The organism is Dyella silvae (assembly GCF_026421305.1).
GTDB lineage: Bacteria > Pseudomonadota > Gammaproteobacteria > Xanthomonadales > Rhodanobacteraceae > Dyella > Dyella silvae.
Genome location: NZ_JAPJBQ010000001.1, coordinates 345,881 through 360,756, shown reverse-complemented (window position 1 = coordinate 360,756; position 14,876 = coordinate 345,881). Strand labels below are relative to the sequence as shown.

Below are 14,876 nucleotides of genomic sequence, written 5' to 3'. Positions count from 1 at the left end.
GATGTAAATGGCTGACACCATTGAACTGCTGGAAGCGATCGGCCGCGATGCCTCGCTGCGTCATGCAACCGCTGACGCACTGGCTGCTGTTCTTGAGCGCGCAAAGGCGTCGCACGCATTGACTGCTGCCGCCGCGACGGGCGATTCGGCCCACCTGAAGAAAGAGTTTGACTACAGGCTTGACCACGTGACGCAAAGTTCTCAGACGTTCCCGATCATGCTCTGAATCCAGGGATCGATTTAGACTTACTCCGGTGATGCAGTTATCGCTTCACCAGAGCAAGCGCACAAAAAAGCCCGGATGACTCCGGGCTTTTTTTTGCTGATGGAAAGGTGACGTGCGGCGGCGAAATGAATACATGACAGTGACTGGCAAAGGACTGACCGTAAGAAACCTTAGCCATCTCCTGTGAACCATCGTGTCCTTGGCGTGATCTCCCATGCTTATCCTCATGGACCCAAGCACCCCTTCCCCACCGCGGCCAAGCCGCCATAACGCGCGCCGACCTGAACAGAAACACACTTTCTCGTTCCTAAATGCCCGCCTTGAACACCGGCGCGGGCACGTGTTTTTGTGCCATGTTGTTCCTCCGGGTCGTGGGCGTTTGGGCAGGAACTTCGCAAGTACCTTGCGACGCCCATGAAATGTTCCACCTCAAAGTAAGGAGGCCATATGAAACGCTTTCTTTCCTTTGCCATCGCGGCAGTCTTGCTTGCCAGCAGTGGACTGACCGTAGCCTCGCCGCAAGATGAGCACGACCATGGCTACGACAAGCATGGAGATCGCGACGACCACGGCTACGACAAGCATGCAGATCGCGACGACCACGGTCACAACCCAAAGGACGAAGGGCGCCACGACAATGGCGAGCACAAGGGCTGGTACAAGAAAGGTGATCGCCTGCCGGACCAATACTACGGACGCGAGTACTACGTAACGGACTATGATCGCTATCACCTGCGTCGCCCTGAGCCTGGTTATCGCTGGGTGCGCGCCGAAGGCGGTCAGTTCTATCTCACGTTGATATCCAACGGAGTCATCATTGACGTCGCTACGGGGTTCTAGTTGGCGGCAGCGCCACTCTGACGCTTCGATCCATATCAGCCATGGACGCTAGTGACAGCTGAACTGCATACCTGTTCCATCCGAACAACGGTGCGGGTGTCGTAAGTCAGGGCGCTTTTTCCAAGGATAAGAACAAGCGCCCTGCCCCCTTTTTCGGATACCAGCCGCAGGTAATGACGCCGGGCGATCTAGCTGGAGAGTATGCTGCGATTTCACGGGGCACCGTCCCCGCGTCAGGGGTCGTGCCATGTGCTACTCCGCTCAGATCGAAGCCGACTACGACAAGTTCGTCCGTACGTACGGCGCCATCATCAGCCTCAAACGATTCGTTGAGCTGTTCTGGGAGAAGCGCAAAGACGGCGGCTGGACCAAGATTCCCAAGGCCATGCGCGAGGCATTCCGCAAACCTCACGGCGAGGAAGGATTTGAACTCGCCAAGATAGTCGCTGAGGGCGATCGCGAACTTGAGGAGAAACTCAAGGCTGAGCATGCCGCCCAAACCGAACGGCTCGCCAAGGCCGAAGCCGTACTGGCCAGCCCCAAGCCCACCAAGAAAGCCGCCGAAGACCAGCGCATAGCCAAGAAGAAAATCAAAGCCGCCGAGCGCAACCTCGACGACCTCTTACGCCGCGAGCCAGAACCTGACGACTCGCGCATCTACCCGGGCAGCTATGCCCCGGTGATGATCGAGAAAGACGGCCAGCGCATCGTGGTCCCCATGCGCTACCAATGCCGCCTGCCCGGCTGGGACGAAAAGCTCGAGCGAAAATATCCGGGCACCTATAACGCGCGACGCGACAAGCTCGAAGAGACATGGGGCAAGCTCTTTGGCCACCATCACGGCATCATGATCGTGACGAAGTTCTACGAGAACGTCTCCCGACACAAGATGGAAGGCAGAGAGCTCCGCCCCGGCGAGGAAGAAGAAAACGTCATCCTCGAATTCGATCCGCAGCCGCCGCAAGAAATGCTCGTCGCTTGCTTATGGAACATGTCACCACATGGTGACCACGGCACCGACCTGTTCTCCTTTGCCGCCATCACCGACGAGCCGCCGCCCGAAGTGATCGAAGCAGGTCACGACCGCTGCATTATTCCCATCAAGCCAGAGCACATCGATCCATGGCTCAGTCCTGATCCGAGTAATCTGGAAGCGCAGTACGCCATTCTGGATGACCGGGCGCGACCGTATTACGCGCACAAGCTGGCGGCCTAGCGCTCCAGCGAGTTCAGCACTGCAGGGCCTGAAACCAAAAAGGCCGCGGACCTCTCTGCTTCCCCGTGTCGCAAGTTTTTGCGATGATGCGCCGGGGCGTGCCAGGGGGTGCGCCACAAGCATGGGACGCACCATGGGTATCACCACGATGTGGCGGAAAGCACAGGCCGCCACGATTATCCAGGAACTGTTGGACCACCAGAAAAAGCACGGGCTCCTCGAGTTTCCCACCACCAGTTATGCGAACCATCTGGTCGCAGCCGTGTGGGCACAAACGCCCGACGTGATGGAAGGTCGTTCGGGCCCCAAGCCCCACAAGATCGCCATCGCAGCCTTTGTCAGTGCAACGGGGCTGTCCATAGAAGAGAACACACCCGGCCCGGACAGTGAATCCAAACGCTACGCGTTGCTGTTCGTCCTGGCGACCATTTTGCGCGAGGTGGAAGAGAACGGTCATCGCTACCCGTTCCACCATGTCGACCATCAACTGTTGTCGGTGGCGATGGACTGCCTGATGGAACACCACGAGCAGATGGAACAAAAGAACGGCGACTTTTATCGCCAGTTGGGCATTTGAATTAAGCCCACTGCTCTGCAGGATGGGGAGCAATTCACCACAGGGGAAAACCATGTCCGAACAAACCACCACGCCACCCCGGCTTCCCGCCAAGCCATCCGCAGCACCGGTGGCACAACCACAACCCACGCACCGACCACGCATGAGTCGGGAATTGCCCCACTTTCTGAAGTTCGTCGGGTTTGCCGTCGCTGGTCTCGGCGCCCTCGGAGGAATCATGGCAATTGCAGAAGAGAAGAACTCCCTCCCGGGCATCGCCATCATCTTGAGCAGCCTGATCTTTGGCGTTGCGTTTTACGCGCTGAGCGACATCGTGCTCAGCTTGCGCATCGTCGCGTGGAATGCCACGAGGCCATAAAGCCACAGTTCCTCACAAGCAGTGGGGGGCAATGAGTTGCGCAGGAAAGCGGCGCCCTAGGCGCATTTCAGTCAATCACGATGTCAACCGCAACGACGGTGACCCCGTCGCTTCGAGCAATGGAATGGGATCCAGGCGTGGGTATTCTTTATCGGCTACTCAATAAAACAAGGCGCGTGAACTTCGACAAAGAAAATGATTCGGAGTTTGCGTTCTTCAATGGGCACTTTCAGAACTTCCTGAACCTTCAGCATCTGATGCTGACGACAGGCAAAGATGTCGTCGAGTTTGACGACGACCAACAGAAGCTTCGGTACCTCTACTTTATCCTCGGTGCCGCCGACCGATTGTCCCGTGGCATGCAAGATCAACACAAGGCGCATGTATGGTGGGGCGGAGTCGGAATTGCACAAGGCACAGTCTTGTTCAACGACCACAAAAAGGCATTTGCGGAACTCAAGCGCTACGGAGATGCATCAAACGCTGAGCTCTACAACGCTGGCCAGAAAGGATGGGAGGCTCTTGGCATCTACTACCAAGCCATGAGTAAAGATAAGACTCCGGAAGATGACCGCCAATTCCAACACTCAGGGTTGCTGTTGACGAAAGTTGTCCGGGGTTACCCTGAAGAGTCTTTGGATGCTTCGAGCAAATAAGAAACCCGCAGTTACGCGGGTTTCTTTGCGGTACCAAAACCCGGGTCAGAGTGCACTTTCGGAATTTATTGCCGCGTCAAGAGGACAGCCCGCTTCTGTCGACCCAACTCGGCAGGCGAGCTGAGTTCGATAGCCGCGCCGAAAGCGTTCTGAATCGCGTGCCCGCTGGCGCTGAGGGTAAAGTGGAATCCGCTGCACCCTGCAACATGTCTTTTCTGCGCTACAGGCGCTTGGATCCAGCATCGGTGACACAAGGAGTCGCGTCGGCACGACGCGAACTCCGTGACAGTGTCAAACGAAGCCAGTCAATTAGCCGTACTTGGCCTGGAAATTCTGCTCACTGGTGCAGAGATAGATGATCCCTTCGATCATGGCGACAAACGAGGGGATAAACGTCCAGCAGAAGAGGATGTAGAGAATGCCCTGGCCGGGGCGTCCCAGATAGAACTTGTGGACCCCAAGGCCGCCGAGGAGCAGCGCCAGAATGCCGGCAGCGATGTGACTCTTCGTGCCACGCTTGCCATTCGATGCGCCACAGCCCGGGCAAGTGATCGCGCTTTCCGATACCTGCTTGCCGCATTCCCTGCAATAAACCAATGCCATTTTCTTCTCCTTCCCTCGTTGCTGAATACCAAGCGCACTCGCTCCCTAACCGAGGGATATCGGCACCCCGGAGGATTTCTTTAGAGAAGCGCGTGCGTGTGCGCTCGACTGAGCGCCTCGGCGACACACTGCGGCATCGATGCATCAGGTCGTAACCCTACCCCTGATAACTTGCCCTAGTCGCCCTGCTCAGAATTGGCTAACCAAAATGTCCAGCCATCAACCATCCTGCGACCCGGCGGTAATCGAGCGTCGAAGAGCGGCTAGCGGAGCGCTGTCGTCGAACCGAATAGCTCCGCCGACCTCTGAGACACCCAATCGCTTTAAAGCGCCGGCAAGGTCCACGTGAGTGGGACGATCCTTCATCGCGTCATACAACGCAGCCAATGCGTTGACGCCAACCGCCGCGTCACCGACGGCAGTTACGCGCTCCACGCTCCAGAACGCCGTGTTGCCGCCGCAGGCCCGATTGATCGCGCGTAGCGCATCCCTGAGCATGTGGCGCCCTCCACTCTCCTCGTAAATGTTGATCTCCGCCATTAACCAATACATGGCGCCGCCCCAGTAAGTTCGGCCCCATGTATGGGTGTGATCAAGACCCTGGTCGTCGGGACCGGGCTGTCCTTTGGACATGTCTTCGACCGCCCATCGCCATACTTCCTGTGGCGGAACCTGGCGGGCCTGAGCGCGCGCCACGGGTTCGACATAGGTGGCGTTTCCTTCGAGCAGCCAGTCACTTCGTCTCGGCACATTCGGCAAGGCAAGGTGAACCATCTCGTGGACAAGCATCCAGTCGCTCTGAAGCAGCTCATAGCTGACCTCTCGGCCAACATGGACGCTAATGGCTGAACTATCGAAGCCATAGGTCGTTGCCGGACCAATGCGATCGCTTGCGTTTGGGACGAGAAGCAAACCAACGCGGTCGACCGGGAAGCGGCCGAAATAGGTCGAAACGGCCACCGCGGACCGCTGAATCCATGCGACAAATTTTTTTCGCTGCGGCTCGGATAAATCGCCGGCGAACGTCACAAAGATGTCGCCGCCATTGACGGTCATCTTTAGATCAGGCGGGCCTTGCAATGCCTTATAAACATCACGGGCATTGCCAAATTCCTGGCTGAGGAGCGCACCGGGAAACAACGACGCCATGATGGTGCCGCCTGCAACCGCATGGAGGAACTGTCGGCGCTTCATGCTGACCTTCCTGGAACGAGGAAATTGTACACCCAGGCCAAACCTCCACTGCGCGCGCAGGGGCATTGCCGTCCATCGAAGACTGCTGCCCCTTTACAGCAACCCTGCGCGCGATGAGAGGTTGTTTGAGTCGAGCGCAAGAATCGGAGTGTCGTACGCGCGCCGGCTGCCTAGTCTTTCGCCCAGGTCATCGACTGACTTCGATGGCCATCCCACCTAAGTTCAGGAGTCACTCCGATGGGCAATGAAGAGAACAACAAGGCGATCGTCGCTCGCTGGTTCACTGAATTCTGGGGCAAGAATGTCAACCTGGCGGTCATCGATGACATCGCCTCACCAGACATGTTGCTCAGGTACTCAATGCACGAGCCGCGCCGCGGACACGCCGACATCAAGGCGTTCATGAGGGATTTCCGTGCAGCGTTTCCCGACCTCAACTTCTGGGGTACGACCGATCTGATTGCCGAGGGCGACTATGTCGTCGGCCAATGGGAAGGCGGCGGCACCCACACGGGGCCAGCCTTCAACGACTTTCTCGTTGGCGGTCTGCCTGCCGCAACCGGTCGCAAAATGCATTTCACGGGCACCACGGTGCTGAAAGTCATTGACGGCAAGATCGTGGAGGAACTTGGCCTCGACGACGGCGTGACGGCTCTCACTCAGCTTGGTCTTATCGGGGCGGCCGGCCAACACGGTGATGCTTGATCTCACGTGATTGACGAAGGTCGATGCCAAGCGCCTCTCATGGCTCACTAGTCAGAGGCCCGCACGCGAGTGTGGGCCTCTTTTGTTCCGCCGGGTCGCTCAGTCAATTACACGGATCAAATCCAGATGATCCTCCTTTTCAAGTACGTCGGATCTCGCGAACGCTCCTGATCGTCGCCGCGAACGGAGCGGATCGATCCGGGCGGCGCACTTTCGGAACACCGATACTTCGCATGATCCTAAGGCGAGCACTCCTGTCCTACCCCGGATAAAACGGGCATAGCACCCTGCTCCAAAAAAGCGATCGGTGCGCGCGCTCCTTGCCTCATTTCCTTTGAGGGAGCGGGTTATGGCCAGTTTGCTTCCCATACTCGGAAAACCCCTTTCGGGATCGCTCCTTGGCGGCCATTGCACGAGCGATGTCCGGGGATGCATCGAGTCGCTCGAAAACGGCGCGCGCTGCATCAAGCTCAAGACCGGCTGATGCCTCGTCATCCAGCTTGCACAGTGCTGAAGCCAAATGCATTCGGATTCGAGCTGCTTCGTAGGGTGCGCTAGCACGTAGCCAGAGCTGACAGGCTTCCCTCAGCGGTCCCAGAGCCGCCGCCGCATCGCCGTCAGTCAACGCAGCGATGCCGGTTGCACCTTTCGCGAATGCTTTCAGTGCAAAACTGGACTGGCTCGACACAATACGATTTAGGTCGTACGCGGCGGCCTGCGCCAAGGCCGCATTGCCAACCAAGGCAGCGATCTCCACTTGAGCCATCAGAAGACGGGCACGACGCAGGCTGTTCGGCGGCGTCTCTTCGACGGCCGTGCGAATGGACGCCGTCGCCGCGTCTCGCTCATCTCGTTCCACGAGCAGAAGCGCGAGACCCGGTTGTGGGCTGACGCCGAGCTCATGCACACGTTGGAACCGAGCAGAGGCTTCCTCCAGGTCGCCGCGTCGCAGTCGAATCATTCCCACTTCATAGTTTGCGATCGCACTGTGGCTTAGATCGATTCTTTCTTTCTCCGCACACGCGATCTCGGCTTCGCGTTCCGCATCCACCCAATCGCCACGAAGCGAGAAAATCGACGCTCGATGCGCACGACAGTCTCCCGAGAATCCACTCATGCAGTGGTCTTCCGCCGCGCGATCGATAACCTTCGTCCACTCGCGGGCGCGGCAGTAATCGAACGCATCCAGGCAGGCGCACAGGGTCCGACAATAAACGAGGCCCGTGGCCAGCGGCCCCAGTTCACCGCACGTGGCACTGGCCATCGCCTCATCCAGCAACGGCGCTGCCTGGTCCATCTGGCCCATCTGTGCAAGCGCCTGTCCCTGGAACGCGAGCCCCAGGGCCTGCAAATCCGCGTCGCCGAACTGGTCGCCCACGGCGTGTGCCTGGCGTGCCAGTGCCAGCGCCCCGTCAACATCACCTCCACCTAGCTTGAACAGTGCCTCGGTCACGGCCAGGTAACCGTGCGCGCGTTCCGGCTGAACATCAGCCAAGCCGCGTGCGGCTTTGGAGAACCAAGCCGACGCCTGGACAAAATCGAGTCGGCCGGCGTAGTTGAAGACCAGGGCAAGTTCGACCATCGCGGCGCGGAGCACCTCGCCATCGCGCACATAGATCGCGTGCGCGCGTTGCCGTGCCTCCACGGATCTGTCGTGACGCGACGTGATCATCGCGGCTTCGCCCAAGGCCTCAAGATCTTCCGGTGACAGTGCCATGCCAGATTGATCGGCCAGGCTCAACAGCTCGAAGGCTCGGGGCCAATTTCGTGCCCTTGCTGCCGCCCGACCCGCCATCAAGTGCTCAGCGGCCGGTCCCTCGGGTGTAGGAACGTCGCGCGCACAGCGACCTGCACCAGCACCGAAGGCCAGGTTGGCGAGGCGAACACGCCGCCGCGCTTCGCCCTCAAAAATGCCGAACTTGTCGTACAGATGGATTAGGTGCTGCTTCACCGCAGCATCACTAACACCGAGGGCGTCGGCGATCTGCCGTATGGAGGCTGGCTCGACAAAGGCGCCTCCGTGGTTAAGCGGTTCGCACAGCACTCCCAGTACATCCTGTTCTCGTCGGGTCAACTGCGGCAGCTTGTTCATGGCGCCTCACCTCGTTCCGGTCGGCTTTTGCCTGCTCTCGATCGAGGGAGAGCAACCCGACGAATCTGGTCTTTGTTGGCCTGGATGACCGATTCGATCACGTCCTTGGAGTCCATGGCGCGCGTCACGACAATCGCCCCGACGAGCTGGCACAAAACGGACCACGCCAAATCTGAACTGCCGAAGCGGGGTGTCCATTGCTGATGCAGCGTGAGCAAGGATGTTTCAAATGCGCGCCGCACTTTGGGGGTGGCTCGTGCAACGTCCTCCGCCAGCGCGGGAATCGCGCAACCTAATTCCGGATTGCGCACGTGTGCGACGCTCAGGTAAGTATCAAGTACCCGAGTCACCCACTGCTCTCGGCTTTCCGCCGTTTGCGCACCAAGCAACTGCCGCGACCATGCCAAGTCTTTCTCGATGAGTTCGGCAAAGATGGCGTCTTTCGAATCGAAGTGCGCGTAGAACGCACCTCCTGTCAATCCGATCGCCTGCATCAGTTCATCGATCGTCGTAGCTACGTAGCCCTTCTTCTTGAACTGCATAGACGCTGCAGCCAGCAAACGAGCTCGTGTCTCTTGCTTCTGTTTCGCCGGATAACGCATCGCTGTAATCCGCTTTGGACGTTTAACCGGTCCATTGGCTAGCGATCATATAGTAAACCGTCGTTTACCAAACTTGCCTTTTGGAAAGTAGTCCCTTGCCATCCAGGACATGGTTTCGTCCGGCCTGAAGGAGCTTCATGACGGCATCCAATCTCTGGGAGGCCGGCGATGAACACCACTTCAATCCAGGTTCCGGTCACGGATGGCACGCTCAATGCATTTGTCGCCTATCCCACTCAGCTTCCGGCGCCGGTCGTCATCGTATTGCAGGAGATTTTCGGCGTTAACGCGGACCTGCGTGCGACCTGCGAAGAACTTGCCAGGGTGGGCTTTATCGCCATTGCACCGGAGCTGTTTTGGCGCGACGCGCCGGGGCTCGACCTCAACGCCTGGAGCAGTGAGGAATGGAAGAAGGGTTTGGCCCTGTATGAGCACTATGATTTTGACCGCGGCGTGCGTGACATCGCTGCGGTTATCTCCGTCGCGCGAAAGCTGGAAAGCAGCACCGGAAAAACCGGCGTCATGGGCTTCTGCCTTGGTGGGCTGATGGCCTACCTCAGTGTGGCGCGCACGGACGTGGATGCGGCCGCCTGGTACTACGGTGGACAGACTGAGCGCTTTTTAGACGAAGCAGGTGACGTTACGGCGCCCATGATCATGCATGTGGGCGAAGAAGATGAGTACGTCTCCAAGGACGCGCAGAAGCTCATCAAAGATGCGTTCGAAACGCATCGCAACGTCGAGATCTTCACCTACCCCGGTTGTTATCACGCATTCGCCCGCCACACCGGTACGCATTACGACCCAGCCGCCGCCACCTTGGCGAACGGCAGGACACAAGCGTTCCTGCGCCATCAACTGCAGGCCACCTGACCCGGAAGCGGCGTTGCCGCGAGCTAGATCCGGCGTCGACGAATCATCCAGACAGTTCGCTGCACATACACGGGAGAAACATCATGAAAAGGCTCTCTTTGGTTGCTGCACTCGCCGCCGCGCTGGTATGCGGCACGGCCGGCTCTGTCACGCCAGCTCAGGCGCACATCAAGAATGTCGTCCTGGTCCACGGTGCCTTCGCCGATGGCTCCGGCTGGGCGGCCGTGGCGAAGTCGCTCGAGAAGGACGGTTACACGGTGTCCATCGTGCAACCGCCCGAGACGTCCTATGCGGATGATGTGAAGTACACGAAGGCGGCCATCGCGGCGATGGACGGACCTGTCGTTCTCGTCGGCCATAGCTACGGAGGGTCCATCATCACCGAGGCTGGCAACGATCCGAAGGCCGTCGCGCTCGTCTACATCGCCGCCTTCGCGCCGGATGTTGGCGAGAGCGCTGGGTCGATCGAGCAAGTCATTCCGCCGGCCACCACGGCCATCCATCCGGACAGCTTGGGCAACTTCTTTATCGATCAGGCGCACTTTGCCGCCGACTTTGCCGCCGACGTTCCGCCAGCCATGGCCAAGCTCATGGCACAGTCGCAGGTGCCGATCTCCAAAGACTCATTCACCGGGAAGATCACCAACCCGGCATGGAAGACCAAACCAAGCTGGTACATGGTGGCCACGGAAGACCGGTCAATCAATCCAGACAACGAGCGCAGGATGGCCAAACGTGCCAATGCCACCACCGTCGAAGTAAAGGCCAGCCACGTCGCCTATATCTCGCATCCCCATGAAACCGTCGAGTTGATTGAGAAGGCGGCCACATCGGCCGCGTCGGCCGCGTCGGCCACGGCCAGTCGCTGATACAAAGTCGCGACGTGGAAAGGGTGCGCCGCCGACGGCGGGAGATGCTCGGCCTGGCCGAATCCGGGCACTTCGCTTAGCCGTCGCGCGGCGTTTGGCAACATGACGACCTGATCGATCGCACGCGACCAACGATGAATTTGTCAGTGACACCGACACGAAAAACGATGCGTTGAGGGTATTGAAATGACCGACGCACAAGAGCCCCACCTGACCTACGAACCCGAGCTGACGGGATTGCTTATTGTTGATCCCTACAACGACTTCCTCTCCGAGGGTGGCAAGCTCTATCCGTTATGCCGTGCGACGCTTGAGGCATTCAACGTCGTCGAACATATGAAGCAAGTCCTGGCCGTCGCCCGTGATCGCGGTATCCCCATCTTTATCGCCCCGCATCATCGGTGGCGCGAATCCGATCAACATTCCCATTGGAAGACCATTCCGCCGATCGGCGCGGCGACCGCGCGGAATCACGTTTTCGCCGACGGCACCTGGGGCGGTACGTTTCATCCGGACTTTGCACCCAAACCCGGCGACGTTGTCGCGCAGGAACATTGGCTGTCAAGCGGCTTCGCCAACACGGATCTTGATTTTCAGCTCAAGAAACACGGGGTTCGCAAGGTGATCGTCATCGGTCTGCGCGCCAACACCTGCATCGAGTCCACCGTTCGATACGCGGCAGAGCTTGGCTACGAAGTCACCCTTGTGAAAGACGCGATCGGAAGCTTCAGTCAGGCTGAGATGGACGCCTCGCTCAAGTTCAATGTGCCAGCCTACGCGAGCGCCGTCGTCTCGACGGAAGAAATGGTGGCGAAGCTCGCGGCCTGAGGCATGGGAGAGCGGCATGCCCGACGTGGAAGCAGGTCTCCGTAGCCCCAGATCATGGATAACGCGTCACTGACCGTGCATCTTCTCGAACCCTTCCACCAGAGCATCCAGCAACTTGCGCACGGCGGGCACCATCCCTCGTCGGGAAGGGAAGACAGCGTGTATCAGTCCCGGTGTCGTGGACAAGTGGGGAAGAAGATGAGTCAACCAACCCGCTTTGATGTCCGCGTCGATGAGCTCTCTGGGCAATAAGGCCACGCCCAGGCCCTGCAGTGCTGCCACGCGCAAGCTGGCGAGATCATCGGTGGCCATGCGTGGCTGATGGGTCAAGGTACTGGTCTTGCCCTCGGCATCGAGCAGGTTCCAGACGACCTTTTCGCCGTTGCTGGACATCGACAGCGTCGGCCACTCCGTCAGGGCTTCGATCGTGTCTGGCACGTGGTCGCGCTGGAACAGCGCGGGGCTCGCGACCAGAATCCTGGCCGACACGCTCAGCGGCCTTACGGCCAGTTCCGTGTCCTCCAACGGCGGCACGCGAACGCGTATGGCGACATCCAACCCTTCCTCGATGAGATCGACACGACGGCTGGTGGCGTCCACCAGGACGCGAACCTGAGGGTTCTCCTGAAGATACTTCGCGATCATCTCGGCGACTCCCGCACCCATCAGCGCGATGGGGCAGAGGTCGCGCGGCCGCTGCTGTCGTATGTCGTGCTTTCGAATCGGCTGCCCGTCTCATCGACGATGCCAGTCATCGCGTTGGGAAGGTTAGTGCCGCCTGTTTGCGCCACCTCGTTGTAGACATACTGCCGTGTCTTGCCATCCGGATACTGCACGGACTGGAGGTTATGCAGGGTATCGTGGCTGTAGGTCAGTGCACCGCCATCGGGGAGCACGATCTGCTGGACATAGCCGTTGGTGTCATAGGTGAAGTTAAGCTGGCGCCCATTCGACTCGGTGACGTTCAACAGCAAACCAGCCGTCGGTGCAATGGTTGTTGGTGTTGACCCGGTGCTGTAGGTCAACGTGATACCGCGCCCCGTCTCGTCCACGGCAGATTGCAACAGACCGCTGGGGCTGTAGGTTTCATAGATGTGCAACGCGGCGATGTAGACGGTGTAGTTCATCGGCGCGCCCAGTGCGTTGTCGTTTTCGACAAGCACATCGGGATTGTCGGCATCCCCCGTCCATTGCGCAGTGAGGCGGGTAAAAACTTCCTGCCGGCCATCCGGGCGATACAGCGTAATGACCGTTGCCGGACTACCGCCTTGAATTTGCATCGTCTGGTCGAAGCTGTGCCGCCAATGAGCTCCCATGGCGGTCGAAGCTACGGCTGCGTCGCTGTTGTAGAAGCGGCGAAGCGTTAGCCAGGGGCCGCCGTTGAAGTCATCCTGCTGCTGGTACTTGTTGCCGGTAAAAGCGTTGATCGGGTCCTTAACCATGACGGGGTTTCCGCCAGCAGGCGCGGACGCATTTTGACCGGCCGTCTCCCCGCCAGGTGTTCCCTTGCCACCTTCACAGGTGCAGCCGCTTCCTGTGGCCTTGCCCGGTATGGGGCCAAGGTACAGCCACGCATTCATGTTGATCGGTGATGACCAAGGGCCTGAACCGGGCCGAGCCTCGTAGTACTCGAACACGTAGTTGGAGCCGTTAGACGCCTTGGCGCCAAAGCACGGAATCCAGCGATAGTTAATGCCATCTGTCGGGTGCGCCGTCTCATCCGATTGACACAACGCCATGCGGTCGCTGTAGGACTGAGCGTGAACGTTTCCAGGAGTTAGGCAGATAGCGCAGAGCAGTACAACTACCAACGCGCTGCTGATCAACTGATACAAAGCATCGCCGAATCGACGATGCGAACGGACATCCATAGACTTCCCCCGCGGCACATCAGTGTGCAATACGTCATGTTCCATTGCCCACGGCCAAATGGGCGTTCCCTCTGCCGGCCCTTATAGCAGACCTATCCCCGGGTGAAAGAAGTAATACTTCGCAATCCTGACGACCACCGATTTGCCGGTCAACACTCCAGTCGGCTCCTGGAGTTCCGAGGGCATCGCAGGCGCCCTCCCTTGCTCGGCTTAACCCGCCCCCTCGACCTGCTCCCGCCGCCTCATCCCATGCAAGCTGCGGTAAATGCTTCGCAGCGGCGCTATTACCCCAAACCTCGCACGCGGCACGCTGCCCCGCACCAGATAAAGCGAACCACACGGCGTCTGCCGGTTCGCCAGCACGCGCTTGTACTGGTTATCGCCATAACCGAAGTCGATGGTTTCGCCGGGGAAGCGTGTCATCACGTCTTGCACGGCCTGAAAGATCAGCGATGAGCCGACGCCGAGCGAGCTGAATTCCTCGTCGTAGCCGGTGTCGTCGAGCAGGTAGCGGCCGGCGAGGCGGTAGCCGTGGACGTAGGCAATGGGGCGGGCGCCGAGCATGAGCATGTGGCCGATCAGGCGGCCATCTTGTGCGAGTTTGCGGAACAGCGTCAGGCGTGCTGGTGTTTGCCAGTCGATGGGCATGTCGTCGGCGTGCCAGCTGCGGGCGTAGATCTGGTTCATCAGTGCGCCGTATTCATCGACGCTTTCGGGCGTGTCGAAGATACGCAGTTGTGCCTGATCACCGAGCTTCTTGTAGACATTGCGCAAGCGGCGCGAGAGGTCGTTGCGTTTCTTTGAGCCGAGGCTGGCGAGGTAGTCGGCCAGTGAGGGTTGCGGGTAGATGCTCCAGTTCAACTGGTCGAGCATGTTGGATTGCACGAGGGAGAAGCGATGGGCGCCCATCGACATGGTGTAGGCCAGCGGGTTGGGCAAGCTGGTTTCCTGGATGCGGATGACGCGGGCCCGGCGGTCGTGCAGCAGCGCGGTTGCCACTTGCCGTTCCACCAGTCCGCGATGCGCTTCCGCAGCGACCACGCCAGAGCCGAGCAAGCGCAGTACGCGGCCGCGATAGATCTGCAGGTAATAACTGCCCAGCGCCACGCGCGCGTGATGCACGTAGGCCAGCATGGGCGCGTAACCGATCACCTGCCCTCGCCCATCGCGCACGACGATGAGGTACGGCGACATGATGTCGCCGCGCCACTCCAGTTCGTAGAGCAACCAGTCGGGATGCTGCACGATGCCCGATGCGGCACCGGGGTGATCGGCCACGCGCGCGAGTTCGTCGCGCAGCTCGCGCAAGGCGGCTTCGCTCTGGATGGTTTCGCAGGTGGTGCTCTCCGATACGGGCGGCATCATG

17 protein-coding genes are annotated in these 14,876 nt (G+C 59.4%); 10 read left to right on the top strand and 7 right to left on the bottom strand.

The genetic code is table 11. The features are described 5' to 3' along the window. Nucleotides 1–7: 7 nt before the first annotated feature. The 6 genes from OQE56_RS01675 (at nucleotide 8) to OQE56_RS01650 (ending at nucleotide 3,873) form a co-directional block, all read left to right on the top strand. Nucleotides 8–226 carry a hypothetical protein gene (locus OQE56_RS01675; RefSeq protein WP_267220908.1) on the top strand — a complete coding sequence of 73 codons (219 nt, stop codon included), beginning with the start codon at nucleotides 8–10 and terminating at the stop codon, nucleotides 224–226. A gap of 447 nt (nucleotides 227–673) precedes the next feature. After that, on the top strand, nucleotides 674–1,066 hold the full coding sequence (locus OQE56_RS01670) for an RcnB family protein (protein ID WP_267220906.1): 393 nt from the start codon (nucleotides 674–676) through the stop codon (nucleotides 1,064–1,066). A 247-nt stretch (nucleotides 1,067–1,313) separates the two neighbouring features. Next, entirely contained in the window at nucleotides 1,314–2,282 is a 969-nt protein-coding gene (locus tag OQE56_RS01665; protein WP_267220904.1) for an SOS response-associated peptidase family protein, read from the top strand. A gap of 133 nt (nucleotides 2,283–2,415) precedes the next feature. Next, the gene (locus OQE56_RS01660) at nucleotides 2,416–2,859 is read left to right on the top strand and encodes a hypothetical protein (RefSeq protein WP_267220902.1); all 444 of its coding nucleotides are present in this window, start codon (nucleotides 2,416–2,418) and stop codon (nucleotides 2,857–2,859) included. Nucleotides 2,860–2,911: 52 nt separating this feature from the next. Continuing rightward, entirely contained in the window at nucleotides 2,912–3,217 is a 306-nt protein-coding gene (locus OQE56_RS01655) for a hypothetical protein (protein ID WP_267220900.1), read from the top strand. A gap of 137 nt (nucleotides 3,218–3,354) precedes the next feature. After that, nucleotides 3,355–3,873, top strand: coding sequence for a hypothetical protein (locus tag OQE56_RS01650; RefSeq protein WP_267220898.1), 519 nt, complete (start codon nucleotides 3,355–3,357; stop codon nucleotides 3,871–3,873). 309 nt (nucleotides 3,874–4,182) lie between these two features. On the opposite strand, the gene OQE56_RS01645 is transcribed toward OQE56_RS01650, so the two are convergent. Continuing rightward, nucleotides 4,183–4,476: a TM2 domain-containing protein gene (locus tag OQE56_RS01645; protein WP_267220896.1), complete on the bottom strand. Its 294-nt coding sequence runs from the start codon at nucleotides 4,474–4,476 to the stop codon at nucleotides 4,183–4,185. A gap of 219 nt (nucleotides 4,477–4,695) precedes the next feature. Next, nucleotides 4,696–5,670 carry a gluzincin family metallopeptidase gene (locus OQE56_RS01640; RefSeq protein WP_267220895.1) on the bottom strand — a complete coding sequence of 325 codons (975 nt, stop codon included), beginning with the start codon at nucleotides 5,668–5,670 and terminating at the stop codon, nucleotides 4,696–4,698. 237 nt (nucleotides 5,671–5,907) lie between these two features. On the opposite strand from OQE56_RS01640, the gene OQE56_RS01635 reads away from it, so the two are divergent. Next, on the top strand, nucleotides 5,908–6,375 hold the full coding sequence (locus OQE56_RS01635; protein WP_267220893.1) for an ester cyclase: 468 nt from the start codon (nucleotides 5,908–5,910) through the stop codon (nucleotides 6,373–6,375). A 325-nt stretch (nucleotides 6,376–6,700) separates the two neighbouring features. Here the strand turns inward: OQE56_RS01635 and OQE56_RS01630 are convergent, their stop codons facing one another. Both OQE56_RS01630 and OQE56_RS01625 read right to left on the bottom strand, forming a co-directional pair. Continuing rightward, complete coding sequence (locus tag OQE56_RS01630; RefSeq protein ID WP_267220891.1) at nucleotides 6,701–8,467, bottom strand: helix-turn-helix domain-containing protein; 1,767 nt, start codon at nucleotides 8,465–8,467, stop codon at nucleotides 6,701–6,703. Next, nucleotides 8,464–9,069: a TetR/AcrR family transcriptional regulator gene (locus OQE56_RS01625; protein ID WP_267220889.1), complete on the bottom strand. Its 606-nt coding sequence runs from the start codon at nucleotides 9,067–9,069 to the stop codon at nucleotides 8,464–8,466. The genes OQE56_RS01630 and OQE56_RS01625 overlap by 4 nt, the downstream gene beginning before the upstream one ends. 168 nt (nucleotides 9,070–9,237) lie before the next feature. On the opposite strand from OQE56_RS01625, the gene OQE56_RS01620 reads away from it, so the two are divergent. The 3 genes from OQE56_RS01620 (at nucleotide 9,238) to OQE56_RS01610 (ending at nucleotide 11,639) form a co-directional block, all read left to right on the top strand. Further along, nucleotides 9,238–9,942 carry a dienelactone hydrolase family protein gene (locus OQE56_RS01620; RefSeq protein WP_267220887.1) on the top strand — a complete coding sequence of 235 codons (705 nt, stop codon included), beginning with the start codon at nucleotides 9,238–9,240 and terminating at the stop codon, nucleotides 9,940–9,942. A gap of 83 nt (nucleotides 9,943–10,025) precedes the next feature. Then, entirely contained in the window at nucleotides 10,026–10,811 is a 786-nt protein-coding gene (locus OQE56_RS01615; protein WP_267220885.1) for an alpha/beta hydrolase, read from the top strand. A 186-nt stretch (nucleotides 10,812–10,997) separates the two neighbouring features. After that, a complete protein-coding gene (locus tag OQE56_RS01610) occupies nucleotides 10,998–11,639 on the top strand; it encodes a cysteine hydrolase family protein (RefSeq protein WP_267220883.1) in 642 nt (213 codons plus the stop codon). A gap of 66 nt (nucleotides 11,640–11,705) precedes the next feature. Here OQE56_RS01610 and OQE56_RS01605 read toward each other — a convergent pair whose 3' ends face one another. The 3 genes from OQE56_RS01605 to OQE56_RS01595 all read right to left on the bottom strand — a co-directional run bounded on the left by OQE56_RS01605 (nucleotide 11,706) and on the right by OQE56_RS01595 (nucleotide 14,875). Continuing rightward, complete coding sequence (locus tag OQE56_RS01605) at nucleotides 11,706–12,284, bottom strand: LysR substrate-binding domain-containing protein (protein ID WP_267220881.1); 579 nt, start codon at nucleotides 12,282–12,284, stop codon at nucleotides 11,706–11,708. A 20-nt stretch (nucleotides 12,285–12,304) separates the two neighbouring features. Next, complete coding sequence (locus tag OQE56_RS01600; protein WP_267220878.1) at nucleotides 12,305–13,510, bottom strand: DUF6531 domain-containing protein; 1,206 nt, start codon at nucleotides 13,508–13,510, stop codon at nucleotides 12,305–12,307. A gap of 210 nt (nucleotides 13,511–13,720) precedes the next feature. Next, nucleotides 13,721–14,875 (bottom strand): GNAT family N-acetyltransferase, encoded by a 1,155-nt coding sequence (locus OQE56_RS01595; protein ID WP_267220876.1) that lies wholly within the window; start codon nucleotides 14,873–14,875, stop codon nucleotides 13,721–13,723. Nucleotide 14,876: the final 1 nt, after the last annotated feature.